Origin of the sequence: Comamonas sp., from assembly GCF_036666375.1 — a bacterium.
In the GTDB taxonomy this organism is placed as follows: Bacteria; Pseudomonadota; Gammaproteobacteria; order Burkholderiales; family Burkholderiaceae_C; genus Comamonas.
Genome location: NZ_JAVWWA010000045.1, coordinates 12,215 through 37,607, shown reverse-complemented (window position 1 = coordinate 37,607; position 25,393 = coordinate 12,215). Strand labels below are relative to the sequence as shown.

Annotated in this window: 23 protein-coding genes; 9 read left to right on the top strand and 14 right to left on the bottom strand. The window is 68.0% G+C overall.

The annotated features are described in order from the left end of the window. Positions 1-124: 124 nt before the first annotated feature. The gene (locus tag RR928_RS12760; RefSeq protein WP_332537542.1) at positions 125-655 is read left to right on the top strand and encodes a C40 family peptidase; all 531 of its coding nucleotides are present in this window, start codon (positions 125-127) and stop codon (positions 653-655) included. Between the two features lie 327 nt (positions 656-982). Here RR928_RS12760 and miaB read toward each other — a convergent pair whose 3' ends face one another. The 3 genes from miaB to fdhD form a co-directional block, all read right to left on the bottom strand. Next, positions 983-2,311 carry a tRNA (N6-isopentenyl adenosine(37)-C2)-methylthiotransferase MiaB gene (gene miaB, locus RR928_RS12755; RefSeq protein ID WP_332682773.1) on the bottom strand — a complete coding sequence of 443 codons (1,329 nt, stop codon included), beginning with the start codon at positions 2,309-2,311 and terminating at the stop codon, positions 983-985. A 77-nt stretch (positions 2,312-2,388) separates the two neighbouring features. After that, positions 2,389-2,766, bottom strand: coding sequence for a hypothetical protein (locus RR928_RS12750; RefSeq protein ID WP_332537544.1), 378 nt, complete (start codon positions 2,764-2,766; stop codon positions 2,389-2,391). Positions 2,767-2,842: 76 nt separating this feature from the next. Beyond that, positions 2,843-3,739 (bottom strand): formate dehydrogenase accessory sulfurtransferase FdhD, encoded by an 897-nt coding sequence (gene fdhD / locus RR928_RS12745; protein ID WP_332682771.1) that lies wholly within the window; start codon positions 3,737-3,739, stop codon positions 2,843-2,845. 57 nt (positions 3,740-3,796) lie between these two features. Between fdhD and RR928_RS12740 the strand changes: the two genes are divergently transcribed. After that, entirely contained in the window at positions 3,797-4,567 is a 771-nt protein-coding gene (locus tag RR928_RS12740) for a TOBE domain-containing protein (RefSeq protein WP_332547836.1), read from the top strand. Between the two features lie 9 nt (positions 4,568-4,576). Here the strand turns inward: RR928_RS12740 and RR928_RS12735 are convergent, their stop codons facing one another. Next, complete coding sequence (locus tag RR928_RS12735; RefSeq protein ID WP_332537571.1) at positions 4,577-5,770, bottom strand: MFS transporter; 1,194 nt, start codon at positions 5,768-5,770, stop codon at positions 4,577-4,579. A gap of 357 nt (positions 5,771-6,127) precedes the next feature. Here RR928_RS12735 and otnI point away from each other — a divergent pair, with 357 nt between their 5' ends. Then, a complete protein-coding gene (gene otnI / locus RR928_RS12730) occupies positions 6,128-6,898 on the top strand; it encodes a 2-oxo-tetronate isomerase (RefSeq protein WP_332547837.1) in 771 nt (256 codons plus the stop codon). Positions 6,899-7,245: 347 nt separating this feature from the next. On the opposite strand, the gene RR928_RS12725 is transcribed toward otnI, so the two are convergent. Beyond that, complete coding sequence (locus RR928_RS12725) at positions 7,246-8,259, bottom strand: Bug family tripartite tricarboxylate transporter substrate binding protein (protein WP_332682768.1); 1,014 nt, start codon at positions 8,257-8,259, stop codon at positions 7,246-7,248. Between the two features lie 200 nt (positions 8,260-8,459). Between RR928_RS12725 and RR928_RS12720 the strand changes: the two genes are divergently transcribed. After that, positions 8,460-9,365 (top strand): MBL fold metallo-hydrolase, encoded by a 906-nt coding sequence (locus RR928_RS12720; protein WP_332537549.1) that lies wholly within the window; start codon positions 8,460-8,462, stop codon positions 9,363-9,365. Positions 9,366-9,372: 7 nt separating this feature from the next. On the opposite strand, the gene RR928_RS12715 is transcribed toward RR928_RS12720, so the two are convergent. Further along, complete coding sequence (locus RR928_RS12715; RefSeq protein ID WP_332537550.1) at positions 9,373-10,278, bottom strand: LysR family transcriptional regulator; 906 nt, start codon at positions 10,276-10,278, stop codon at positions 9,373-9,375. A gap of 43 nt (positions 10,279-10,321) precedes the next feature. Beyond that, positions 10,322-11,332: a tripartite tricarboxylate transporter substrate binding protein gene (locus RR928_RS12710; protein WP_332537551.1), complete on the bottom strand. Its 1,011-nt coding sequence runs from the start codon at positions 11,330-11,332 to the stop codon at positions 10,322-10,324. 97 nt (positions 11,333-11,429) lie between these two features. On the opposite strand from RR928_RS12710, the gene RR928_RS12705 reads away from it, so the two are divergent. Both RR928_RS12705 and RR928_RS12700 read left to right on the top strand, forming a co-directional pair. Continuing rightward, positions 11,430-13,196, top strand: coding sequence for an IlvD/Edd family dehydratase (locus RR928_RS12705; protein WP_332537552.1), 1,767 nt, complete (start codon positions 11,430-11,432; stop codon positions 13,194-13,196). 9 nt (positions 13,197-13,205) lie between these two features. Beyond that, positions 13,206-13,964, top strand: a complete 759-nt coding sequence (locus RR928_RS12700; RefSeq protein WP_442881594.1) for a GntR family transcriptional regulator — start codon at positions 13,206-13,208, stop codon at positions 13,962-13,964. On the opposite strand, the gene RR928_RS12695 is transcribed toward RR928_RS12700, so the two are convergent. The 5 genes from RR928_RS12695 to nikR all read right to left on the bottom strand — a co-directional run bounded on the left by RR928_RS12695 (position 13,914) and on the right by nikR (position 19,061). Further along, positions 13,914-14,726: a 3-keto-5-aminohexanoate cleavage protein gene (locus RR928_RS12695; protein ID WP_332537554.1), complete on the bottom strand. Its 813-nt coding sequence runs from the start codon at positions 14,724-14,726 to the stop codon at positions 13,914-13,916. The two genes, RR928_RS12700 and RR928_RS12695, sit on opposite strands and share 51 nt — an antisense overlap. Before the next feature lie 5 nt (positions 14,727-14,731). After that, complete coding sequence (locus RR928_RS12690) at positions 14,732-15,721, bottom strand: 3-hydroxyacyl-CoA dehydrogenase family protein (protein WP_332537555.1); 990 nt, start codon at positions 15,719-15,721, stop codon at positions 14,732-14,734. 75 nt (positions 15,722-15,796) lie between these two features. Beyond that, positions 15,797-16,504, bottom strand: a complete 708-nt coding sequence (locus RR928_RS12685) for a DUF4198 domain-containing protein (protein ID WP_332682765.1) — start codon at positions 16,502-16,504, stop codon at positions 15,797-15,799. A gap of 6 nt (positions 16,505-16,510) precedes the next feature. After that, positions 16,511-18,553: a TonB-dependent receptor gene (locus tag RR928_RS12680; RefSeq protein WP_332682762.1), complete on the bottom strand. Its 2,043-nt coding sequence runs from the start codon at positions 18,551-18,553 to the stop codon at positions 16,511-16,513. A 73-nt stretch (positions 18,554-18,626) separates the two neighbouring features. Next, positions 18,627-19,061, bottom strand: a complete 435-nt coding sequence (gene nikR / locus RR928_RS12675; RefSeq protein ID WP_332547844.1) for a nickel-responsive transcriptional regulator NikR — start codon at positions 19,059-19,061, stop codon at positions 18,627-18,629. A gap of 141 nt (positions 19,062-19,202) precedes the next feature. Here nikR and RR928_RS12670 point away from each other — a divergent pair, with 141 nt between their 5' ends. The 3 genes from RR928_RS12670 to RR928_RS12660 are packed head-to-tail and all read left to right on the top strand — an operon-like array spanning position 19,203 to position 22,875. Next, positions 19,203-20,186 (top strand): ABC transporter permease, encoded by a 984-nt coding sequence (locus RR928_RS12670; protein WP_332547845.1) that lies wholly within the window; start codon positions 19,203-19,205, stop codon positions 20,184-20,186. Between the two features lie 36 nt (positions 20,187-20,222). Next, positions 20,223-21,152, top strand: a complete 930-nt coding sequence (locus RR928_RS12665) for an ABC transporter permease (protein ID WP_332682759.1) — start codon at positions 20,223-20,225, stop codon at positions 21,150-21,152. Between the two features lies 1 nt (position 21,153). After that, positions 21,154-22,875, top strand: coding sequence for an ABC transporter ATP-binding protein (locus RR928_RS12660; protein ID WP_332537561.1), 1,722 nt, complete (start codon positions 21,154-21,156; stop codon positions 22,873-22,875). 19 nt (positions 22,876-22,894) lie between these two features. Here the strand turns inward: RR928_RS12660 and RR928_RS12655 are convergent, their stop codons facing one another. Together RR928_RS12655 and RR928_RS12650 are read right to left on the bottom strand one after the other, a co-directional pair. Then, positions 22,895-24,514 (bottom strand): GGDEF/EAL domain-containing response regulator, encoded by a 1,620-nt coding sequence (locus RR928_RS12655; protein WP_332537572.1) that lies wholly within the window; start codon positions 24,512-24,514, stop codon positions 22,895-22,897. 148 nt (positions 24,515-24,662) lie between these two features. Then, the gene (locus RR928_RS12650) at positions 24,663-25,391 is read right to left on the bottom strand and encodes a GGDEF domain-containing protein (protein ID WP_332682757.1); all 729 of its coding nucleotides are present in this window, start codon (positions 25,389-25,391) and stop codon (positions 24,663-24,665) included. Positions 25,392-25,393: the final 2 nt, after the last annotated feature.

The window sequence follows — 25,393 nt, the reverse complement described above, 5'->3', positions numbered from 1 at the left end:
CCGGCCTGGCGTGATGCGCAGGTCGGTTTTTTTCTTCTGGAGCACGGAGCGTTCACCCTGAGCCTGTCGAAGGGTGTGTTTCTCGGGATTTGTCCCGCGCGCGTCCCTTGCCCATAATGGCCGCATGCAAACGATGACTGAGCCCACCGCCGCGCCGTCGCGCCGGCTTCTCCTCTCCGCGGCGCTGGCCGCGGCAGCCACTCTGGCGGGCTGCGGCTCGGCGCCCGCGCGGCGCAGCTCCGGCGCGCCTGCCGTCGCGCCGCTGGCCATAGACGGCACGCTGCGCGACGCGCTCTACGCGCGCACCATGCTCGTGGTCAACACCCCCTATACCTATGGCGGCAACACGCCCGAAGGCGGCTTCGACTGCAGCGGGCTGGTGCAGTACGCATTGCAGGGCATCACCGAAAAACGCCTGCCGCGCAGCACCAGCCAGTGGGCCACGGTCAGCAATCCGATTGACCGCGGCGAACTGCGGCGCGGCGACTTCGTGTTCTTCAACACCTCGGGCGGGCGCTTCTCGCACATGGGAATCTATGTCGGCGCCGACCGTTTCGTGCACGCGCCGTCGAGCGGCGGCATCGTGCGCGTGGTCGGCATGGACAACGTCTATTTCCGCAAGCGGTTCACCGAGGCGCGCACGGTGTTTGCGTAAACTTGGACCGGGCAGGGCTTCGACAGGCTCTCAAGAAACAGCTTTTCTTCGCTAGATAAATCCATTGCTGAGCGATGGGTGAATTTTAGAAAACAGCGGCGTCAAGAAGATAAATGCCATTCGCCCTGAGCTTGTCGAAGGGCGTTTTAGGGCCTGCTGCAAAAAAACATGGCTACTGTACGAAAGCCCTGCGTTCATCCTTCGACAAGCTCAGGACGAGCGAAAACCAACATAGGCTCCGCTGCTTCTTGATGACGCCTGGCGAGACGTGTCTCGCCTAGGCCGTTCAGGGCGAACGGTATCTATCTGCTGGATGCCGCTGTTTGATCAGTGCCGTACCAGCACTTCGCCGCGCAAGGTATAGGCCTTGGCTTCGGTGATCTTCACGTCGATCATCTGGCCGATCAGCCGCTCCTGGCCCGCGAAGTTGACCACGCGGTTGCATTCGGTGCGGCCCATCAGTTCGCTGCCGTCGCGCTTGCTGATGCCTTCGACCAGCAGGCGCTGCACCGTGCCCACGCGCTCCTCGCTGATGTCCTTGATGTTGCGGTTGATCACGGCCTGCAGCTCCTGCAGGCGGCGCAGCTTGACTTCATGCGGCGTGTCGTCGTGCAGGTTGGCCGCGGGCGTTCCCGGGCGCGGGCTGAAGATGAAGCTGAACGAGTTGTCGAAGCGCACGTCGTCAATCAGCTTCATCATCTTCTGGAAGTCTTCCTCGGTCTCGCCGGGGAAGCCGACGATGAAGTCGCTGCTCATCGCCATTTCGGGGCGGATGGCGCGCAGCTTGCGCACCGTGCTCTTGTATTCCATGGCCGTGTAGCCGCGCTTCATCGCCATCAGGATGCGGTCCGAGCCATGCTGCACCGGCAGGTGCAGGTGGCTCACCAGCTTGGGCAGCTTGGCATAGGCCTCGATCAGCCGCGGCGTGAACTCGTTGGGGTGGCTGGTCGTGTAGCGGATGCGCTCGATGCCGGGAATCTCGCTGACATATTCCAGCAGCAGTGCGAAATCGGCGATTTCCTGGGTGTCGCCCATCTTGCCCAGATAGGCGTTGACGTTCTGGCCCAGCAGCGTGACTTCCTTGACGCCCTGGTCGGCCAGACCGGCCACTTCCACCAGCACGTCTTCAAACGGACGGCTGACTTCTTCGCCGCGCGTATAGGGCACGACGCAGTAGCTGCAGTACTTGGAGCAGCCTTCCATGATGGACACGAAGGCCGAAGCGCCTTCGACACGCGCCGGCGGCAGATGGTCGAACTTCTCGATTTCGGGAAAGCTGATGTCGACCTGGGGCTTGGACTTGGCGGCGCGCGCGTTGAGCAGATCGGGCAGGCGGTGCAGCGTCTGCGGGCCGAAGACCACGTCCACGTAGGGCGCGCGCTTGATGATTTCCGCGCCTTCCTGGCTGGCGACGCAGCCGCCGACGCCGATCAGCACGCCCTTGTCCTTGAGATGCTTGATGCGGCCCAGGTCGCTGAAGACCTTTTCCTGCGCCTTTTCGCGCACCGAGCAGGTGTTGAACAGGATCAGGTCGGCTTCATCGACGTTCTGCGTGGGCTCGTAGCCCTGGGCGGCGTTCAGCACATCGGCCATCTTGTCCGAGTCGTACTCGTTCATCTGGCAGCCGAAGGTTTTGATAAATACTTTTTTGGACATCGTGGGACTCTCGGAAAGCGGTATGCCTGCGCACGCGCAGACAGCAACCAGGCAGCGCACAGGCGCGGCGCGTGGATTCAGGGGCGCTTGAGCGCGGCTTCTTCAGGCGTCAGCACCCAGGCGGTGTGCAGCCATTGGGTGCTGGGCTCGATCACGTAATTGACCAGCAGGTTCTGGCCGGCCACGGTGTGGGCCATGACGAGCCGGCCCTCGGTGCTGAACAGCCTGAAGCCCGGCGTGGTGCGCATGGCCTTGCCGTTGAGCGTGACCTCGGGCATGGTGCCTATGACCAGCTTGCCGCGCAGCGCCGCGGGCGGGAAGTTGCGCGTGCCCGCGGCAGCGGCCGTGACGGCGGGCGCGTTCTGGGCCTGGGCGGGCAGCCAGGCGGCGCCGGCCAGCAGCATGCAGCCGATGGCGCGCGCGCGCAGGGAAGGGGAATGGAGGCAGCGGTGCATGGTGTATATCCAGTGGCTGAGGCCGTGATTCTACGGAGTTGGGCGCAGCGCAGTGGCGCGCTGGGGCAATGCGCTGCTATGGGGCGATCGCCGGCTGGCCCGCTCCAGGCGCGTAGAGCACGCCGCTGGGCGCGCGGCACAGGCCCCAGAAACGCAGTCCCGTGAGCTGCGCCAGGCGCACGCCCATGGCCGTGGGCGCGGAGATGGTCGCCAGCGCGCCGATTCCCAGCTTCGCGCATTTGCGCACCAGCTCATGGCTGCCGCGACTCGACAGCACGACAAAGCCGGGCTCGCCCAGCCGGCCCGTGCGCGCCAGCCGCCCGAGCAGCTTGTCGAGCGCGTTGTGCCGGCCCACGTCCTCGACCACATCGCACAGCTGGCCGTCGGCCAGCGCCCAGCCGGCCGCGTGGATCGCGCCCGCATGGGCATTGAGCAGCTGCTTGCCTTTCAGCGCCTCTATGGCGCGCAGTACCACCGGCAGATCGATGTCGGCGACCCAGGCGCGCGCGGGCAGCGGCGCAAACGACAGATCGAGCGCCGCAAAGCTCTCCACGCCGCAGACGCCGCAGCCCGTGCGCCCGCTCATGCTGCGTCGGTGGTCCTTGAGGCGCGCAAAGCAGCGCGAGGAAATCTCGATCTGCACTTCCATGCCGTCCATGCCCTCGGGCAGGCCCGCGGCGCTGGCCGCGACCGGCGTCACGTCGATGCCGAAGCAGTCGGCCGCGCTGTCGATCAGGCCTTCGCTGAGCGCAAAGCCCAGCGCGAAGTCTTCGAGGTCCAGCGGCGTACCCAGCATCACCGCATGCGATATGCCGTTGAACACCAGCGCGATCGGCACTTCGCTGGCCAGCGTGCGCTGCTGGGCGAGGACTTGTACCGCGCTGCCGGCGTGCGCATCGGGCAGGCGGTGCAGCGCGACCGCATGCTCGCTCAGGGGGGCGACGGAGGACAGGGGGCGGGGGGCGCAGGACATGGCGCATTATCGGCCGTAAGGCCCTGATCCCGGCATGAACCGCGGCATGATGGCGGCATGCAAGATCCGACTTCTTCCTTGTCGCTCGCGGCCGCGCTGGACCATGGCCCGGCCGACAAGCGCATTTCCATCCTGCGCCAGATCGGCGCCGGCGGCTCGATTTCCGAGGCCGCGCGCACCGTGGGCGTGAGCTACAAGGCCGCGTGGCAGGCGCTCGACACGCTGACCAATCTCGCGGGCGTGCCGCTGGTCGAGCGCGTGGTCGGCGGCGCGGGCGGCGGCGGCGCGGTGCTCACGCCCGCGGGCCAGGCGCTGCTCGATGCGGCCCAGGCCATGGACGCGGCGCGCGCCGAAGTGCTGGCGCGCCTGAGCGGCCAGGCGCCGGTGGCCGCGCGCCTGGGGCTGCGCACCAGCATGCGCAACCAGTGGCCCTGCGTGGTCGAGGCGCTGCAGACCCAGGGGCCGCTGGTGCGCGTGCAGTTGCGCGGCGCGGACAGCGCGGCGGCGGCGCTGCGGCTGGCGGCGCGCATCACGCATGAAAGCGCCGAGCTGCTGGGCCTGGCGCCCGGCCTGCCGGTGCTGGCGCTGGCCAAGGCCACGGCGGTGCAGGTGCGCGCCGGGCTGGCCGATCAGGCCGCGGGTGAAAACTGCTGGCCGGCGCGCGTCACGCGCGTGGCGCGCGGCGACGCGGGTGACGAAGTCGCCGCCCAGCTCGATGCGGGCGTGCACATGGTGGGCTTTGCCGATGCAGGCAGCGGGCTGCGCGCGCGCGCCCGGGTGCTGCTGTCGCTGCCCGAGACCGCGCTGGCGCTGGCCGTGGTCTCCTGAAGCTGCGCGTTACTGCAGCTCCTTGCCCTTGAGTTCGGGAATCAGCAGGGCAGTGGCAATCATGTCGAGCACATAGATCGCGGCCAGCAGCGCGATCGCGACCTGGAACGAATACGCCATGGCCACGGCGCCGACCACGATGGGGCCCAGGCCGCCGATCGCGCGACCGATGTTGAACAGCACGTTCTGCGCGGTGGCGCGCGCTTCGGTCGGGTAGGCCTCGCTCATCACCGCGCCATAGCCGCCCATCATGCCGTTGACAAACAGGCCCAGCAGCGCGCCGGCCCAGAGCATGGCCGTGGGGTCGCTGAGCTGCGAATAGGCCAGCAGCATGACCACCGAGCCCAGCTGGAAAATGAGGAAGCTGGGCTTGCGGCCAATGCGGTCGGCCAGCTGGCCGAAGACCCAGATGCCGGCCATCATGCCCAGCACCGTGACCGCGGTCCACAGCGAGGACTTGGTCAGGTTGAAGCCCAGCTGCTTGGACAGGAAGCTGGGCATCCAGATCATGATGCCGTAGTAGCCGAAGTTCTGCACCGAGGTCAGCACGATCATGCCTATGCTCACGCGCGTCGTCGCCTTGTCGCGCATCAGCAGCTTGAGCGCGTGAAAGCGCGGCGCCTTGACGCGCTGCTTGCGCACGAACACTTCGGGCTCGTGCAGCTTGTTGCGTATCACCCAGGCGACCAGCGCCGGAATCACACCGACCAGGAACATGCCGCGCCAGCCTATCATCGGCAGCAGCAGCGGCGTGAGCAGCGCCGCGGCCAGCACGCCGACCTGCCAGCCCAGCGCCACATACGACGACACGCGCGCACGGTGGCGTGCGGGCCAGGCTTCGGCGGCCAGCGCCATGCCGATGCCGAACTCGCCGCCCAGGCCTATGCCCGCGATCGTGCGGTAGACCAGCAGGTCCCAGTAGCCTTGCGCGAACGCGCACAGTCCGGTGAACACCGCGAACAGCACGATGGTCCAGGTCAGCACGCGGATGCGTCCGTAGCGGTCGCTCATCGCGCCGAAGAAGAAGCCGCCGATCACCGCGCCTATCAGCGTCCAGGTCACGAGCGAGCCGGCCTGGCCGGGCGTGAGATTCAGATCGGCCGAGATCGCCGACAGCATGAAGCCCAGGATCAGCAGGTCGAAGCCGTCCATGGCATAGCCCACGGCCGAGCCCGCAAGGGCTTTCCAGCTGTAGCCGTTGATCTCGTCGGGTGCGGAAGCCTGCGCGGCTGCGCCAGGCGTGTGAGGGAGGGAGGACAAGTCGATTCCTTGGTCAAACAAAATGCTCCGGTCTGCTGGCGCGCCAAGGGGGCCGTGGCTGCGCCTGCTGCGGGGCAGCAGTCTCCAGGCGCGGCTGCGCCCGGCAGGCATGGGGGAGGCAAAAAACGGGGATTCAGGCCGGTCGCGGCTGCGAGGGCTTCTGATAAAAGCAAAAGCCCGGCAAACGGGCAATTTGCAGGGCTTGAAGGAGGTGCGTCAGGCGCGCGCAGGCGCTCGCTGAAAACTGGCCGCATTGTACATAATCGTCCGGTTCATGTTGTGCACCACCGAGAAAGACCCATGCCCCGCTTTGCCGCCAACCTGTCCATGCTGTACCGCGAAGTCGATTTTCTCGAGCGCTTTGCCGCGGCCGCGGCTGATGGTTTCCAGGCCGTCGAGTTTCTTTTTCCTTACGACCATGCGCCCGAACAGCTGGCCGCGCTGCTGCGCGCGCATGGCCTGCAGCAGGTGCTGTTCAATGCCCCGCCCGGCGACTGGGACGCGGGCGAGCGCGGCCTGGCCTGCATCGCGGGGCGCGAGGCGGAGTTTCTCGCGGGCATCGAACGCGCCTTGCTCTATGCGCAGCAGCTCGCTTGCCCGCGCATTCATGTGATGGCCGGCATCGTGCCCGCGGCCGGCAACGCCCATGCCACCTATGTCGCCAACCTGCGCGCCGCGGCCGCGCTGGCCGCGCCTTGTGGCGTCACGCTCATGGTCGAGCCCATCAACGGCCGCGACATGCCCGGCTATTTCCTGCGGCGCCAGGACCAGGCGCATGCGCTGCTCGAAGAGATAGGCGCGGCCAATGTGCAGGTACAGATGGATCTCTACCACTGCCAGATCGCCGAAGGCGACCTGGCGACCAAGCTGCGCCAGTACCTGCCCACAGGCCGCGTCGGCCACCTGCAGATCGCCGGCGTTCCCGGGCGCCATGAGCCCGATGTCGGCGAGATCCACTACCCCTATCTGTTCGCGCTGCTCGATGAACTGGGGTATGCGGGCTGGGTGGGGTGCGAGTATTTGCCGGCGGGCGCGACCAGCGCGGGGCTGGGGTGGCTGCGGCGTTCGTAGGCCCTGCGGCAGGCTCAGGGTGAAGGCTAGAAAAAACGTTTGTCTTGAGCGAGGTAAGCGAGCCAAGGTCTCGCAAGGCCCTAACAAGAAACAGCGGGCTTCAAAATCCCCGTTCGCCCTGAGCCTGCCTCGCCGGCCGCGTCGAAGGGTGAACGGCCTGCGCTCAAAGCATGAGGACGGGCCGTTCATGGTTCGACAAGCTCACCACGAACGGGTCACTGTTTTGCCGCCGTTTGCCAAAATCGATCACCATCTAAGTCATTGAGTTGTTTGGCAAAAAAGCTGTTTCTTGAGAGCCTGTCTCGCCGGCCGCATCGAAGGAGGAACGGCCTGTCCTCCGCTCCGGGTCACAGCGTCATATGGTTGTCCTTGATGACCTTGCCCCAGCGAGCCAGGTCCTTGGCGATCAGTTCGCCGAACACCGCGGGGCTGCTGGGCATGGGCTGGGCGCCTTCGTTCTGCAGGCGCTCGAGAATGGCCGGGCTCTTGAGCGAAGCGTTGATCTGCGCGTTGATGCGCGCCACCACGTCGGCCGGCATGCGTGCCGGGCCGACCACGCCATACCACTGGTCGGCTTCGAAGCCGCGCAGCGCGGCCGCCTCGGCGACCGTGGGAACGTCGGGCAGGATGGAAACGCGCTGCGGTGACGAAACCGCCAACGCCTTGATCTGGCCCGCGCGCAGCTGCGCGAGCACCGCCGGCACGCCGGTGAACAGCGCCTGCACCTGGCCCGCGACCAGGTCGTTGACGGCCGGCGCCGTGCCCTTGTAGGGCACATGCTGCATGTCGATGCCGGTCTGCTGCGCCAGATAGGCCATGGTCATGTGCGCGGCGCTGCCGTTGCCGCCCGAGCTGTAGTTGATCTTGCCGGGGTTGGCCTTGGCATAGGCAATGAACGAGGCCAGATCCTTGACCGGCAGCGACGGGTGGACCACCAGCACGTTGGGCACGCGCGCCACCCAGGCGATGGGCGTGAAGCTCTTGAGCGGGTCGTAGGGCAGCTTGGGATACAGGCCCGGCGTGATGGCCAGCGTGCCCACATGGCCCATCAGCAGCGTATAGCCGTCGCCCGCGGCCTTGGCCACGCGGTCGGCGCCAATGCTGCCGCCCGCGCCCGCGATGTTCTCGGGCACCACCGACTGGCCCCAGGCCGTGGTCAACTCATGGCCGATCGCGCGCCCCAGTATGTCGGCCGAACCTCCGGGCGTGAACGGAATGATCATGCGTATCGCCTTGTTCGGGTATTTTGCCTGCGCGAAGGCCGGTGCCAGCGTGGCGCCCAGTCCGCCGGCGAGGGCGAGCTGCACCCATTGGCGGCGATCCAGGGAGGCGGAATTCAGGGGAGAGCGGAGTGCGGTCATGCAAGTGTCCAGGCGGCAAGAAAATCGGTGGCCCAGTCTACGGAGTGCTACATTGGCTGCGCTCAGGGTTTGCCCGTGGGGCAGGCCACAATCGCCGCTCGCACCCGTTTGCGGGTCGGGTGTTTCTTCTGTCAACACCACAAGGACGATCGACTATGGAAACAACACGCCGCCAATGGCTGTTTTGGGGAGCGGGAACAATGGCTGCGGCCGCAGGCGTTTCGGGCTGCGCCCAGGTACCTGCCACGGGCAGCTCTCAAGGCTTCTTGCGCCAGAAGATCGGCAAGGCCCAGGTGGTGGCGGTGAGCGACGGCGTGGGGCGCAGGCCGCTGGCCGAAGGTTTTGTGCGCAATGCGCCGCTGGCCCAGGTGCAGGCCGCGCTCGCGGCCCAGGGCCTGCCCACGGACAGCATCGATGTGCCCTACACCTGCTTCGTGCTCGAAGTCGACGGCAAGCGCTATCTGCTCGACACCGGCTTTGCCGACAACGGCCCCGCGGGCACGGGCCAGCTGCATACGAACCTGCGCGCTGCGGGCATAGATCCGGCCACCATTGACGCGGTGTTGCTGAGCCACTTGCACGGCGACCATATCAACGGCCTGCGCCGCAAGGACGGCAGCCTGGTCTATCCCAACGCGCTGGTCTATCTGCCGTCGCCTGAACACGCTTACTGGTTCGACGCGGCGCGCCGCGATGCCGCGCCCGAAGCCGCGCGCGGCGGCTTCCTCGCCGTGCAGCGCGTGTTCCAGAACTATCCCGCGGACCAGCTGCGCCTGTACGAGCCCGGTCTGACCGTGGTCGGCGGCATAGAGAGCATTGCGGCGTTCGGCCATTCGCCCGGCCATACGGCGCTGGCGCTGGGCTCGGGCAAGGACCGCTTCACCTATCTGGCCGATGCCGCGCATTTCCCCGCGCTGTTCGTGCGCCACCCCGACTGGCAGGTGCAGTTCGACATGGACCCGGCCCAGGCGCGCGCCACGCGCCATGCGCTGCTGGCGCGCATGGCGCGCGAAGGCGGCCTGGTCGGCGGCTTTCACTTTCCCATGCCTTCGCTGGGCCGCATCCGCAAGGAAGGCGAAGGCTATCGCTGGGTGCCCCAGGCCTGAGCGCGCCTTAATCCGGCAATTGAAAATGCGCGACCAGCAGGCCGCGCAATGCCTGGGCCGCGGGGCTCAGCGGCGGTGACCTGCGCCGCACCAGCCCCAGCGGCCGCTGAATCCCTGGCGCGCGCAGCGCGCGCGTGACCAGGCCGCGGTGGGCAATCAGCTCGCAGGCGGTCTCGGGCAGAACGCCCACGCCCAGGCCCGCCGCCAGCAGCGCGCCTATGGTGGCGATATGATCGACCTCGAAGGCCGGCGCAAAGCGCAGTTCCTCGCGCCGCAAGGCTTCATCGACATATTGGCGCACGCTGGCCGTGGGCGACATGGAGACATGCGGATAGGCCAGCGTCTGCGCCAGCGCGATCGGCGTGCGCTGGCGCGCCAGCGGGTGATCGGGCGCGCACAGCAGCACGAAATGGTCCTGCGTCAGCGGTTCGTAGACCAGGTCTTCCTGCTGGGGGTCGGCGGCCGTGAGCGCGAAGTCGACCTTGCCGTCGCGCACCAGCGCAAACGCATGCGCCGACAGCGTGTCTATCAGCGACAGCCTGACCTGGGGATGGGCGGCATGAAAGCGCGCCAGCAGTTCGGGCACCAGCGATGCGGCCAGCGAAGGCAGTGCCGCGACCGCGACCTTGCCCTGGCGCAGCGCCAGCGTGTCCTGTATGGCCTGCACCGCTTCCTGCGTCTGGCGCAGCAGCGATGCGGCGTGCACGGAAAAGGCCTGGCCGGCGTCGGTCAGCGAGACCGAACGCGTGGTGCGGTCGAACAGCCGCGCGCCCAGCTGTTCTTCCAGGCGCGCGATCAGCGCGGACAGCGCCGACTGCGAGGTGTGCAGCTGCAGCGCGGTCTGGCCGAAATTGCGCGTCTGGCTCAGCGCCAGAAAGGCGCGCAGGTCCTTGGTCGAGAGATTGGTTTCCACCGCGCGCAGTATAGGAGGCGGTCCGGCCTTGCCGGACCAGGCCTCACTCGACCTGGATATTGCCTTCCTTGATCACCTTGGCCCACTTCGCGTACTCCTGGCCGATGGCCTTGGCGGCGTCGGCGGGCGTGGTGTAGGTGGCAATCGCTCCCTGGGCCAGCATCGATTCCTGGACTTCGGGCTTGAGCAGGATGTCCTTGAGCGCCAGGTTGAGCTTCTTGATGATGTCGGCCGACGTGCCTGCGGGCGCGGCCAGGCCGAACATCGAGCTGACCTGGAAGTCGGCCAGGCCGGCTTCCATGGCGGTGGGCGTATCGGGCAGCGAGGGCACGCGCTGGGCCGTGGTGGTCGCCAGCGCACGCAGCTTGCCCGACTTGATCTGCGCCTGGGCCGCGGGCACGGTGTCGATCATGGCGTTGACCTGGCCGCCGAGCAGGTCGGACAGCGCCGGTCCGCTGCCCTTGTAGGGCACGTGCATCACGTCGATCTGCGCCTGGCGCTTGAACATCTCTGTGGCCAGATGCTGGGGCGAGCCGTTGCCCGCCGAAGCAAAGCTCAGCTTGCCCGGCTGGCTCTTGGCCAGCGCGATCAATTCCTTGATGTCGCGCGCCGGCACGCCCGGGTTGACGACAAACACCAGCGGCACGGTGCCGACGATGGAGATCTGGGCAAAGCTCTTGGCGATGTCGAACGGCACGGTCTTGGGCATCAGCGCGGCGCTGATGGTGTGGCTGGTGAACGCGCCCAGCATCAGGGTATAGCCGTCGGGCGCCGATTTGGCGACCTGGCCGGCGCCCACGCTGCCGCCCGCGCCCGCGCGGTTGTCGACCACGAACTGCTGGCCCAGCGCGTCCGACAGGTGCTTGGCCAGCACGCGGCCGATCACGTCGGTGGCGCCGCCAGGTGCATAGGGCACGACCAGCTTGACGGGCTTGTTGGGATAGGCGGCCTGGCCCTGGGCCCAGGCCGGGGCCAGGGCAAAGCCCGCGGCGGCAAGCGCCAGGGCGAGATGGGTGCGGCGCGTGCGCGCGGCGGTGAACGTGGTTTTTTTCATGCGTGTCTCCTCGGGGTTTTTACTGAGTTCTGGAAAAACATGGCCGTTTGGGCTCTGGTTATGTTGATAATATTATTAATAATCTGAAGGACCGATCATGGTTAACCCCCAACGCCCCACCTCCGAAGCCCACGCCATCAACCCCGAGGACGCGCAAAGCGGCATCCGCAAGGGACTGACCAATTACGGCGACCGGGGCTTTTCGCTGTTTCTGCGCAAGGCCTTCATCAAGGGCGCGGGCTATACCGACCAGGCGCTGGAGCGCCCCGTGATCGGCATCGCCAGCACGGGCAGCGCCTACAACCCCTGCCACGGCAACATGCCGCAGCTGCTCGAGGCCGTGAAGCGCGGCGTGCTGCTGGCCGGGGGCCTGCCCATGGACTTCCCGACGATCTCGCTGCACGAGAGCTTTTCCCAGCCGACCAGCATGTATCTGCGCAACCTGATGTCCATGGACACCGAGGAAATGCTGCGCGCCCAGCCCATGGATGCCGTGGTGCTGATCGGCGGCTGCGACAAGACCGTGCCGGCCCAGCTGATGGGCGCGGCTTCGGCCGGCCTGCCCGCGGTGCAGCTTGTGACCGGATCGATGCTCACAGGCTCGCACCGCAGCGAGCGCGTCGGCGCCTGCACCGATTGCCGCCGCTACTGGGGCAAGTTCCGCGCGGGCGAGATCGATGCCGAGGAAGTCGCCGACGTGAACAACCAGTTGGTGGCCAGCGTGGGCACCTGCTCGGTTGCCGGCACGGCCAGCACCATGGCCTGCATAGCCGAGGCGCTGGGAATGAGCGTTCCCGGCGGCGCCTCGCCGCCGGCCGTGACCGCCGACCGCATCCGCGTCGCCGAGCGCACCGGCACGGTGGCGGTGCAGATGGCGCGCAGCGGCCTGACGATAGACAAGGTGCTCACGCCCGAAGCCTTCGAGAACGCGGTGCGCGTGCTGCTCGCCATGGGCGGCTCGACCAATGCCATCGTCCACCTGGCGGCAATTGCCGGACGCATGGGCTATGAGCTGGACCTCAAGGCGCTGGATGCGATGAGCCGCGAGACGCCGGTGCTGCTCGACCTCAAGCCCTCGGGCGACCACTACATGGAAGATTTCCACGCTGCGGGTGGAATGGCCACGCTGCTGCGCGAGCTCAAGCCGCTGCTGCACCTCGATGCGCTCACCGTGACCGGCCGCACGCTGGGCGAGGAACTCGAGGCCGCGGGCCCGGGCTTTGCGCAGCATGTGGTGCGCAGCCGCGACAACCCCATCTACCCGCAAGGCGGCATTGCCGTGCTCTACGGCAATCTCGCGCCCGAAGGCGCGATCATCAAGCAATCGGCCGCCGACGCGCGGCTGATGGAGCACGAAGGCCGGGCCGTGGTGTTCGAGAACGCCCAGGACCTCGCCAACCGCATCGACGACCCCGATCTCGATGTGAGCGCCGACGACATCCTGGTGCTCAAGAACATAGGCCCCAAGGGCGCGGCCATGCCCGAGGCCGGCTATCTGCCGATTCCCAAGAAGCTTGCGGCCCAGGGCGTCAAGGACATGGTGCGCATTTCGGACGGCCGCATGAGCGGCACGGCCTTCGGCACCATCGTGCTGCATGTCACGCCCGAAGCCGCCGTCGGCGGGCCGCTGGCCTGGGTGCAAAATGGCGACCGGATCCGGCTGTCGGTGCGCGAGCGCAGCATCGAGTGGCTGGTGTCCGAGCAGGAACTGCAGGCGCGCCGCGCGGCGCGTCCGGTGCGCGAGCCCACGGCCGCGCGCGGCTACCAGCACCTGTTCCTCAAGACCGTGACCCAGGCCGACCGGGGCGCGGATTTCGACTTTCTGGCTGCCGTCGAGCAAAAGGGCAGCGTGCCACGGAGATAAGTGTTGATGATGGACAAGCAGGCGCAGAACGCGGCCGGGGCCGCCGCCCCGGTGGCCGAGGTCGCGGAACATATTGCGCATGCGCTCGAGGAAGACATCGTGCTGGGCAGCCTGCATCCCTGCCAGCGGCTGATCGAGGACGAGCTGATGGCGCGTTTCTCGGCCAAGCGCCATGCGGTGCGCGACGCGCTGGCGCTGCTCGAGCGCATGGGCCTGGTCGAGCGCAAGCGCAATGTCGGGGCGCTGGTGCGCCACTTCAGCGCGCAGGAAGTGGTCGAGCTCTACGAAATGCGCATCCTGCTTGAAACCCAGGCCGCGCGGCGCATGCCGCTGCCCGCGCCGCCGCCCGCCGTGCAGCAGCTGCGCGAGCTGCAGCAGGCGCACGACGCGGCCGTGCAGGCCAACGACGTGCGCGGGGTGTTTCGCAGCAACAAGGCGTTTCATGAAGCTTTCTTCGGCCTGTGCGGCAGTGCGGTGCTGGTCCAGGCAATAGGCGAATACGCGCGCCGCACCCATGCGATACGCTTTGGCGCGATGACCTCGCCGGCCCAGCGCGAGCGCTCGCGCGCCGAGCACCATGCGCTGATAGACGCGCTGCAGGCGGGCGCGCGCGCGCAGCTGGTGGCGCTGTGCCGCGCGCACCTGCTGCCTTCGCGCGATGCCTATCTGTTGGCGCATGGGCATGCGATTGCGCGCGATGCGGCGGACACAGCGGACTCAGAGGAAACGGGCGCGGACTTCGGCGGCCGTGGCCAGACGCTGGCCTAGGGCCTGGGCGCCCTGCGCCACCTGGCGCACCAGCGCGGCGTTGTCGGCGGCGACGCTGCCGTCCTTGAGATAGAGGTTGTTTTCAAAGCCCACGCGCACATGGCCGCCCAGCGCCGCGGCGGCAATCGCGCAGGCGTTTTCCTGCGGCCCGAAAGCGCACATCGCCCAGGGATGGGCGCCGTCGTCGGCGGCGAGAAACGGCAGCAGGTCGGTGGGGCTCGAGGTCTGCCCGGCCGCGTAGCGCCCGAGCACGAACAGCAAGAACCATTTGGCATCCGGAATCACGCCGCTGGCGCGCAGCCGCTGCCAATGCGCGACATCGGCGGTGTCATAAAGAATCACCTGTGTCATCACATCGTTGGCCACCAGCCACTGGAAGAAGTCCTGCAGATCACGCTCGCTCACGCCGGGCTGCAGCAGTTCGCGCAGGCCCACTGAAACCGCCTCCGGCCGGGCCTCGCGCACCACGGCCATCTGCAGCGGCGGCTGGTAGACCTGGGCGGCCTCGGTGGTGATCTGCACCACCAGTTCCTGGCCGACGGCGCGGCGCACCGCCGCCGTCGCCTGCCGGTAGGCATGGGCGTCAAGCAGGTGGCGGCCATCGGGGTGGCGCACATGCATGTGCAGCATGGCCGCGCCCGCATCAAGGCAGGCCTTGGCGGTGTCGGCCAGCGTGTCCGCCGTGATGGGCAGGGCGGCATGCTGGGCGGGTTGCTTGTAGGCCCCGTTGGGGGCCACGGTCACGATCAGGGAAGAGGTCATGGCAATCAGGCCTGGGCGGCGTCTTGTACGGGAGGCAGTTCGGCGGCCAGCAGGCCCAGGCCGGCCAGCAGCAGGTTCTGGTAGCGCGCCTTTTCGGCGGCCGTGGATTCGGGCGTCCAGGTGAAGAAGCCTTCGCCGGTCTTCATGCCGAACTTGCCCTGCGCAACGCGCTCGGACAGGCATTGCGCGGGCGCGTGGTTGGCCGCCAGCGACGGGTACATGGTGGCGCCGGCCGCGCAATGCACTTCCAGGCCCGCGTGGTCGCGCTGCAGCACCGGGCCCGCGGCCAGGAAGCGAAAGCCAAAGCCGAAGCGCACGGCCGCGTCTACATCCTCGGGCGTTGCAATGCCGGCGTCGATCAGCGCAAACGCCTCGCGTGCCAGCGCATGCTGCAGCCGGTTGGCGAGAAAGCCCGGCAAGTCCTTCTTCACGCGCACCGGCACCATGCCGCACTGGCGCATGAAGCTGTAGAGGTTGTCCGCGGCTTCGGCCGCGCTGTGCTCGCCCGAGACCACTTCGACCAGCGGCGTCAGGTGCGCGGGCATGAAGAAGTGCAGGCCCAGCATGCGTGCGGGCGTGGCCAGGCCCTGGGCAATGGCGGAAATCGGGAAGCTAGAGCTGTTGCTGGCGAGCAGCGCATCGGCGCGCGCGCACTTTTCCAGCCGGGCAAACAGCGCCTGCTTGAGATCCAGGCGTTCGGGAATGCACTCGATGACCAGGTCGACGCCGGCCCAGTCGAGCGCCTCGAGTTCGCCGGCAATGTGCAGATGGCGCAGCTGGTCTTCGGCGCCGAGCTGGCCCAGGCCCAGCGCGACCTGGGCGCGCAGCGCCGCATGGCGCGCGCCGGTGGTTTCAACCACCGTGGTGCGGCAGCCCGCGCGCGCCAGCACCACGGCCACATCGGCGCCCATGGTGCCGCCGCCGACGACAACGGCCTGCGACCGGCTGGGGCGGAAGAAATGGGCCGGGGCGGAAAAAGCGGGTGAGGTGTTCATGGCCTGCAGTCTGGCCATGCACCATCCATCTGTGAAGCGAAATAAATCGATCGATTGATCGTTTTATTTTGTCAATCAATGCGCGGCAAAACTGAACAAGGCCTCGTAGCTGTTCTCAGTGATGCGGGCATCGCCTGGCACCGGCTGGCGAAAGATCACCTGCACATGATTGGTGCCGCGCCTGGTCTGGATCCTGGCTTGTCCCTGGGCGTCGGTCATCGCCACGGGGCCGTTTTCGCCCAGGCGCACGCTGGCCCCGGCCAGCGGCTGACCGTGCAGCCGCACCTGCAGTTCGAGCCAGTCGCCCGCGTGCGGCGCGCGGCCCTGCAGCGGCGTGACCTCGAAGTCCTGGCCCAGCACGCGCTGCGTGAGCGCGTTCCAGACGACCACGGTCTTGTGGAACTTGCGCGCATGCACGCCGCGCGTCGCGCCGGGGTTGCGGTCCATGGGCACATTGCGCATTGCGCCGCCGGCGCTGCCGCTGAAGAAGCCGTTGTCGAGTTCGACGGCAATCAGCGCGGCCTCGGGCGCGGGCACCACTCTGAGGCCTTGCTGCGCCGGCTCGACACGCGCCTCGACGCCGCGCCCGCGCCGGTCGAAGGCGCGCACGCTTTGCAGCTTTGCGGCATCAAAGGCTTCGAGCTGGCCCGCATGGCCGCCGAACTGGATCAGATAGCCGCCGCGTGCGTCGGGCTCGAGCCAGACGTTGTGGGCCTGGGCGGCGCCGGCGAGAACGGCGGCGCTGCACAGCGCGCTGCGGACAAGGGATGGCAAGGTAGGCATGGTGTTTCAGAGGGAAAATTGCAGACCGAGCAGCAAGCTGCGTGGCGCGCCGGGTGCGACCAGGCGCTCGCCGCCGATCACGGACATGCTCGAGGCATAGGGCTTGTCGGCGAGGTTGCGCACCGTCAGGCGCAGCGTGCCGTCCTGCAGGCCCAGCGCCGCGGGCAGGCGGTATTGCAGGCCCAGGTCGACCACGTGGTAGGCCGGGCTCCAGACGCTGTTGGCGGCATCCACGGCCATGCGGCCCACATGGCGCAGCGCGCCCTGCAGCGCCCAGTCAGGGTGCATCTGCCAGCGCGCCTGCAGCGTGCTGGTGTAGCTCGGCACGGCCGCGACCTGGCGGCCCACAAGCGCGGCGTTGGCGTTCTGGGTCACGCGCGACTGCGCGCGGCCGTAGTTCCAGCGCAGCTCTACGGACCTGGCGGGCGTCCAGACCGCCTGCAGCTCGGCGCCGCGGCGCCGGGTCTGGCCGAAGTTCTCGTAGACGCCGGGCGCGAGGTTGCGTATCTCCTGGCTTGACGCCATGCGGTACAGCGCCAGGTCCAGCCACAGCTGGCGGCTGGCGCGCCACTGCATGCCGACTTCGGTCTGGCGAAACACATTGGGGTCGAGCTGGGCCGCGCCCAGCGCGTACTTGGCGAAGTTGCCGGGCAGGGCAAAGCCTTCGCTCCAGCTCGCGCGCAGCGTCAGCTGCTCGCTCACCAGCGAACTGAATCCCAGCTTGGGGCTGGTATGCGCCACGCGCTGCATGCGCGTGCAGGCTTCGCTGCCGGTTTCGGCGCCCAGGCGCGTGCAATCGCCCGTGAAGCGGTCATGGCGCAGGCCCAGGCTGGGCGTGAACAGGGGGTGAAGCTTCCAGTCGAGCTGGCCAAAGGCCGCGACGTTGTTGAGCGTCGCCTCGCGGTCGTTGATCGCGGGCGCGGAGCGCCGCCGGCCCTGCAGGTCATCCCAGTAGCCGTAGTCGGTCGATTCACGCAGCGCTTCCAGGCCCAGCGTCCATTGCGCCGAACGCGTAGCACCACTGAGGTTCAGGCCCGTGCCGGCAACGCTGCGGTCATAGCGCTCCTCGCGCTGCGCCCAGCTGCCGGCCTTGGGGCGCGTGAACCAGCGCACGAAATCCTGCGAAGTGCCATAGGCATAGGCCAGCAGGTGCGTGTCCTGGCCCAGGTCGTAATTGATGTCCAGGCGCAGCGTCCGGAAGTGTTTTTGCGAACCGTCGCTCTGTACGCGCGCGTCCTTGCCCTGGGGATCGGCAAGCCACTGCGCATAGCCCAGGTAGCCGGGCGAGTCGCCTTCGGCCGCATGCAGCCGCCCGGACAGCGCGATGCGCAGGCCGCCGCCGAGCTGGTGCTGCCAGCGCGCGCTCAGCGTGCTGCGCTGGTTGCCCGAATCGGGCCGCGCGCCGTCGCCGCGCGCGTGCTGGGCGGCCAGGAACAGCTGGCTCGCAGCATCGATGCGCAGGCCCAGCGCGGCCTGGGCGTCAAGCGCGCCGTGGCTTGCGGCCTGCAGCGCGACATCGCGGTATTCGCCGCTGCGGCGCGTGCGCAGCTCGATCAGGCCCGCGCGATTGAAGTTGCCCTGCAGCACCGAGACCGGACCCTGGTGCACGGCCACTTCCTCGAGTTCCAGCGGCACGACCACGTTGAGATCGAAATAGCCGTCGGCATGCGACATCGCCTCGTTGAGGGAGATGCCGTCCAGCGTCGCGGCGATGTCGCCGCCATGGCCGCCGCCCGAGAACCCGCGCAGCACCACGCTGTTGGCGACGCCGCTCAGCTGGTAGTCGTTGACATGCATTCCCGGCACCTGGCGCCACAAGGCCTCGACTTCGGACAGCGCGGCTTGCTTGATCTCCTCGCTTCCCAGCGTGGGCACCGAGTAGGCCGCGCGGCCGGCCTGCAGCGCCTGGCCCTTGACGGTGACAGTCGCGAGCACGCTTTCCTGCGCGGCCGCAGCCAAGGGCAGGCCCAGGGTCAGGAAAGCAGCAGCCACCAGGCGCGCGGCCGTTGGGTGGGGACGGGAAGGGAAAAGGGCAGTGGAGTTCAACATGTATGAAGTTTTCAGCAAACTTCATACCAAGTGGCGCAACGGGTGTGCGCACCTTTGTGGTGCACCTGGGGCCTCAATCGTGATGATGGTGGTGCGTGTCTGCCCCGACCTGGCCCATGACCACGTTCAGCTGCCCATGGTGTACGCCGCGCTCGGCCATCAGCTGGTTGGCGAACTGCCGCACCTGCTCGGCCGGGCCCTTGAGCATCACGGTCTCCAGGCAGCGCGAATGGTCCAGATGCACATGGGTGGTGGCAATCGTCAGATGGTGGTGGGCATGCTGCAGCCGCGCCAGGCGCTCGGAGAGTTCACGCTCATGGTGGTCGTAGACATAGGAGAGATTGGCGACGCAGGGTCCCATGGCCTGCGTGGCCTCGCGCTGGCGCCCCAGATGCGTGAGCAGCAGATCGCGTATGGCCTCGGAGCGATTGCTGTGGCCGGTGCGCGCCATGAAGGCGTCGAATTCCTGGGCCAGGCTGTCCTGGAGCGAAATGGTGAAGCGTTGCATGGACGGAATGCTAGCGACGATCGTGCCGGGTCGGACCTGGGGCGAAAACCGATTTTGCTTACTCGCTTTCGTTCGTTGCGCGCGCCGGGGGCGCGCTTCTATGCTGGTGGGCGCTTCTCCTTCTCCATTGCATTGATCCTCATGAATCTTCTCAAAGCCGGCCGGGTCCTGCGGCGCACGCTGTGGCAGGCCGTGCCCACGGTGATCGGCGTGGTCGTTCTCAACTTCTGCCTGCTGCAGCTGGTGCCCGGCGACGCGGCCGATGTGATCGCCGCAGAATCGGGCTCGGCGACGGCCGAGAGCATGGCGCAGATGCGCAGCCATTTCGGCCTCGATTTGCCGGTGCTGCAGCAGCTGGGCGCCTATCTGAACAATCTCGCGCATTTCAGCCTGGGCACTTCGCCGCGCTACAACATGCCGGTCACCGAACTCATAGGCTCGCGCCTGCCCAACACCTTGCTGCTGATGCTGGCCGCGCTGGGCGCGGCGCTGGCCGTCGGCCTGCTGCTGGGCAGCATCATGGCCAGCCGCGTGGGCCGCTGGCCGGACCGCGTGCTGTCGGTGCTGGCGCTGCTGCTGTATTCGACGCCCAGCTTCTGGCTGGGCCTGATGAGCGTGGTGCTGTTTTCCGTGCACCTGGGCTGGCTGCCCACGGGCGGCAGCGCGACCATTGGCGCCCACCTGACGGGCTGGGACAGCGTGCTCGACCGGCTGCGCCATCTGGTGCTGCCTGCGCTGGCGATGTCGGGCTTCTATGTGGCGATCTTCTCGCGGCTCACGCGCGCCTCCATGCTGGAAGTCAGCCGCCAGGACTTCGTGCGCACCGCCGTCGCCAAGGGCCTGCACCCGCTGCGCGTGAGCTTTCGCCATGTGCTGCGCAATGCGCTGATTCCCGTCACCACGGTGGCGGGAATGCACTTCGGCACGCTGCTGGGCGGCGCGGTGGTGGTCGAGACGGTGTTCAGCTGGCCGGGCCTGGGCCGGCTGGCGTTCGAGTCGGTGATGGCGCGCGACTACACCGTGCTGCTGGGCATCCTGCTGCTGTCGTCGCTGCTGGTGATCCTGGCCAACATGCTGGTCGATCTGCTGCATGCCTGGCTGGACCCGCGCATTCAACTGCGCTGAGCCCGCCCTCCATTTTTCCCTTTGAGACTGCTTTCCATGTCCACTCCGTATCCCGCAACGCGCACCGGCCCCGGGCTGCTCGCGCTGCATGTCCTGTGGCGCCGGCTGCGCGGGCTGTCGGCCGGCGCCGGCGGCCACGCCGCGCTGCAGGTCTTCGTGCGCAATGCCGCCGCCGTCGGCGGCGTGCTGTTCCTGCTGCTGGTGCTGGCCATGGCGCTGGCCGCGCCGTGGCTGTTTCCCGGCGATCCGCTCGACATGGTGGCCACGCCGCTGCTGTGGCCCGGCCAGGACCCGGCGTTTCCCCTGGGCAGCGATTCCATGGGCCGCGATGTGCTGGCCGGCATAGCCCATGGCGCGCGCATGTCGCTGTCGGTGGGCGTGGTCGCCGCGGTGCTGAGCCTGGCGATAGGCGTCGTTGTCGGCGCGACTGCGGGCTACTTCGGCGGCCGGGTCGACGATGTGCTGGTGCGCGTGACCGAGCTGGTCCAGACCATGCCGTCGTTTCTGTTCGTGATCGTGGTCGTGGCGATTGGCCAGCCTTCGGTGACGGTGATCGTGCTGGCCATAGGCCTGGCGTCGTGGCCGGTGATTGCGCGCCTGGTGCGCGCCGAGTTCCGCACGCTGCGTGAAATGGAGTTCGTGCTGGCCGCGCGCAGCCAGGGCTTCGGCCACCTGCGCATCATGCTGCAGGAGATGCTGCCCAACGCGCTGCCGCCGGTGATCGTGACCACCTCGGTGCTGGTGGCCAGCGCCATCCTGATCGAGTCGGCGCTGTCCTTTCTGGGCATGGGCGACCCCAACACCGTGAGCTGGGGCAGCATGATTGGCGAAGGCCGCGAGCTGCTGCGCACCTCCTGGTATCTGTGCGCGCTGCCGGGCGCGGCCATCGTGCTGACGGTGCTGGCTCTCAATCTCGTGGGCGAAGGCCTGAACGACGCCCTCAACCCCCGACTGCGTGGACGCTGACATGGCTCTTGATCTGAATACTGACGCCGCCCCGCTGCTCGACATCCGCGGCCTCGACATCGCGTTTCGCGGTGCGCGCGGCCCCATACAGGCGGTGCGCGGCCTGGACCTGCAAATCCAGCGCGGCGAAACGCTGGCACTGGTCGGCGAGTCGGGCTGCGGCAAGTCCACCACCGCGCTGGCCATCCTGCGGCTGCTCGCGCCGGGCGCAACGCTCAAGGGGCGCATACTGTTCGACGGCCGCGACATAGTCGCCATGCCGCCGGCCGAACTGCGCGCGCTGCGCGGTCGCGATATCGCCATGGTCTTCCAGGAGCCCATGACTTCGCTCAATCCCGTGCATACGATTGGCGCGCAGATCATCGAGACGCTGCGCCAGCACGAGCACCTGACGGCCGCCGCGGCGCGCCAGCGCGCCGCCGAGCTGCTTGATCTGGTGCGCATTCCCGAGCCCCAGCGCCGGCTCGACGACTTCCCCCACCACCTTTCGGGCGGCCAGCGCCAGCGCGTGATGATTGCCATGGCGATGGCCTGCAGGCCGCGCCTGCTGGTCGCCGACGAACCGACGACCGCTCTCGACGTGACGGTGCAGGCGCAGATTCTCGAGCTGCTCGACGGCCTGCGCCGCGCGTTCGACATGGGCCTGCTGCTGATCACCCATGACCTGGGCCTGGTCGCGCAATGGGCCGACCGCGTGGCCGTGATGTATGCGGGCGAGAAGGTCGAGCAGGCCGCGACGGCCGAACTCTTTGCGCGGCCCGCACATGCCTATACGCGCGGCCTGCTGGGCGCCTCGCTGCACGGCGGCCGCGCGCTGCACTACACGGCCCAACGCCTGCCCGAGATCCGCGTGCGCACCGATCCCGCGACGCAGGCGCGCGACTTCATGCTGCACCTGCCTACGGCCACGCCCGCGAGAAGGCCGGTGGCCGCGGCCACGGCGCCGCTGCTGTCGGTGCAGGATCTGCATACCGCGTACGCGACGCGCCAGGGCGGGGTGGTGCGCGCGGTCGACGGCGTTTCCTTCGACATCGCGCCCGGCGAGACCCTGGGCCTGGTGGGCGAGTCGGGCTGCGGCAAGTCGACGCTGTCGCGCACGCTGCTGCGCCTGGTCGATCCCAGCCGCGGGCGCATCGTGCTGGACGGCACCGACATCGCGCCGCTTGCCGGCAGCGCGCTCAAGCCCTGGCGCCGGCGCATACAGATGGTGTTCCAGGACCCGTACGCTTCGCTCAATCCGCGGCGCAGCGTGTTCGACATTCTCGACAGCGTGCTGGTGGTGCATGGCGTGGCGCAGCGCGACGAACGCCGCCAGCGCATCGCGCGCATTCTCGATCGCGTGGGCCTGCCGGCCGACGCCGCGGCGCGCTATGCCAACGAGTTCTCGGGCGGCCAGCGCCAGCGCATAGGCATTGCGCGCGCGCTGATCGTGCGGCCTGCGCTGGTGGTGCTGGACGAGCCGGTGTCGGCGCTTGACGTGTCGGTGCAGGCGCAGATCCTGAACCTGCTGGTCGAGCTCAAGGAGGACTTCGGCCTGTCGTACCTGTTCATTTCGCACGACCTGTCGGTGGTGCGCTATTTCGCCGATAGGGTACTGGTGATGCACCAGGGCAAGATTGTCGAGACCGGCAGCCACGCGGACATCTGGCAGCGGCCGCAGCATGCCTACACGCGCAGCCTGATTGCTGCGGTGCCGGGCGCGCAGCACCGGCTGGCCGCCTGAGGCGGGGCCGCTGCAGGCCTCAGGCCGCGCGCAGGCGCTCGGGGTGGCGCCCCAGCCACTGGACCAGGGCCGTCTTGTCCATGGGCCTGGCGATGTGATAGCCCTGGCCCTCCTGGTAGCCCATGGCCAGCAGCGCCTGCCAGGCGCCGGCATCTTCAATGCCCTCAGCAAGCACCGCCAGTCCCAGCTTGTGACCCAGGTCTGCGACCATTTCGGCGATGCGCGCGCCATGCGGATCGCCCAGCTGGCGCGTGAACGAACGGTCGATCTTGATGCGGTCCAGCGGCAGGCGCTCGAGATAGCTCAGCGATGAGTAGCCGGTGCCGAAGTCATCGATGGCGATCGAAATGCCTTCGGCGCGCAGCGCGCACAGCGTGGCGTCCAGCAGCTTGGTCGGCAGCGCGGCGACCGACTCGGTGATTTCGAGTTCGAGATGGCACCCCTGCAGACCGTTGGCCGCGAGCGCCGCGCAGACCAGGCCGAAGAAGCCCGGGTCGCGCAGCTGCACCGTCGAGACGTTGACCGCCATGCGCAGCGGCGCCAGTCCCGTGTCCAGCAGCTCGCGCATGGTCGCGCAGGCGGTCGCCAGCACCCATTGGCCCAGGGCCAGTATCAGGCCCGAATGCTCGGCCACCGGAATGAACTGGTCGGGCGGGATAAAGCGGTTGTCCTCGGTGCGCCAGCGCAGCAGCGCTTCGAGTCCTATCAGCTGCTGCGTGGCCAGATTGAGCTGCGGCTGGTATACGAGGAACAGCTGCTGCTTCTCAATGGCTTCCCTGAGCTTGGACAGCAGCACGGCGCGCGCGCGCGCCTCGGTGCCCATCTGCTGGGCATATTGCAGGTGCTGGCCGCGATGGTCGCGCTTGGCGCGCTTGAGCGCAATGGTCGCGTCCTTGATCAGATCGGCGCCGGGCTGGGGCTGCTGGGGCAGGAACACGTAGCCGCAGGTGAGCGACACCTTGTGCGGCACGCCGTCGATATGCAGGGGCTGGCGCACGCACTCCAGCAGCCGTCGCGGCTGCACCTGCTGCACCGCGCCCAGCACCGCGAACGTGTCGGCGCCCAGCCGCGCCAGCAGCACGCCGGGCGGCAGCGAGTCCTCGAGGCGGCGCGCGACTTTCTCCAGCAGGCGGTCGCCGAAATGGTGGCCCATCATGTCGTTGGTCGCGCTGAAATCGTCGATGTCGAGCAGCGCCAGGATGTAGTCATCCGTGCCCCGCAGCTCGCACTCGTTGACCTTGTCGATGAAGTGCGAGCGATTGGGAAGGTCGACCAGCGGGTCGTGGTAGGCGCTGGCGTGCACCGCGCACAGCTGCTTGTACGAACGCACGGCGGTGACCACCATGGCCAGCAGCCGGTCGCGGGTGAGTTCGGCCTTGGTGCGGTAGTCGTTGATGTCGTAGCGCAGCAGCGTTTCCAGATCGGGCACCTGGCCCGGCTGGCCGGTGCGCAGCACGATGCGCGTGTTTTTCAGGCCCGCGCTGTGGCGGATGAAATCCACCAGATCGAGTCCCGCGCTGGCCCGCTCGGACACGACGTCGATCAGCACCATGGCGAGGTCATGCTCGCGCAGCAGCAGGCGGCGTGCCTCGTCCCCCGAGAACGCATGCATGAACACCAGCGGGCGCTCGAACAGCATCTGGCCTTCGAGCGCGGTGCAGGTGGCGGCATGCACATCGGGGTCGTTGTCGACGACCAGCACCCGCCATGTCAGGCCCGGACCCGGCTGCGGCAGCGGCGTGGCGCGCAGGAAGGACAAGCTGGTATCCAGCACTCCCGGTCCAGGGTTACACCACATGCTCGGCAGGGTGCGAAGAGGACGTCGTGAGCCTGACCTGGTTGCGACCGGCACGCTTGGCGATGAACAGTGCTTCGTCCGCAAGGCCGTAGGCGGTGTCGAAATCGCCGCCTGCGGGCGCCCAGCAGACGCCGAAGCTGGCGGTGACGCCGCTGCCGTCGGGCAGATCGAAGGCGTGGCTTTCGATTGCACGCCGCAGTGCCTGCGCGACGCGCTCCGATTCGAGGCCATCGTGCCGGGGCAGCACGACCGTGAACTCCTCGCCGCCCACGCGGCCCACCTGTGCCGCGGCCGGCACCACGGCCTGCAGGCAGGCCACGACACCGAGAATGACCTTGTCGCCCATGGGATGGCCGAAGCTGTCGTTGATGCGCTTGAAATGATCGATGTCGAGAACGATCAGCGCGAGGTCATGGCGCCCGAACTGGCGATTCACCAGATCGATGATCGCTGCCCGGTTGAGCACGCCGGTCAGCGGATCGTGGTTGGCGCGGTGCTCGAGCTCGGCCGCCAGATCCTGCAGCCGCATGTTCAGCTGGTTCATTTCCAGCTCGGCCTTGTCGCTGCGGCGCACCAGCCTGCGGGTTTCGCGCAGCAGCCGTTCGAAGGCCGTGATCAGATCGCCCAGCGCCTGCCCATTCGGCGCCGATGCCGATGCCGAGTGAGCGGCCTTCGCGGCCAGCAGCGCCTGGTTCTCGGCGGCGAAAAGATCGTGCACCG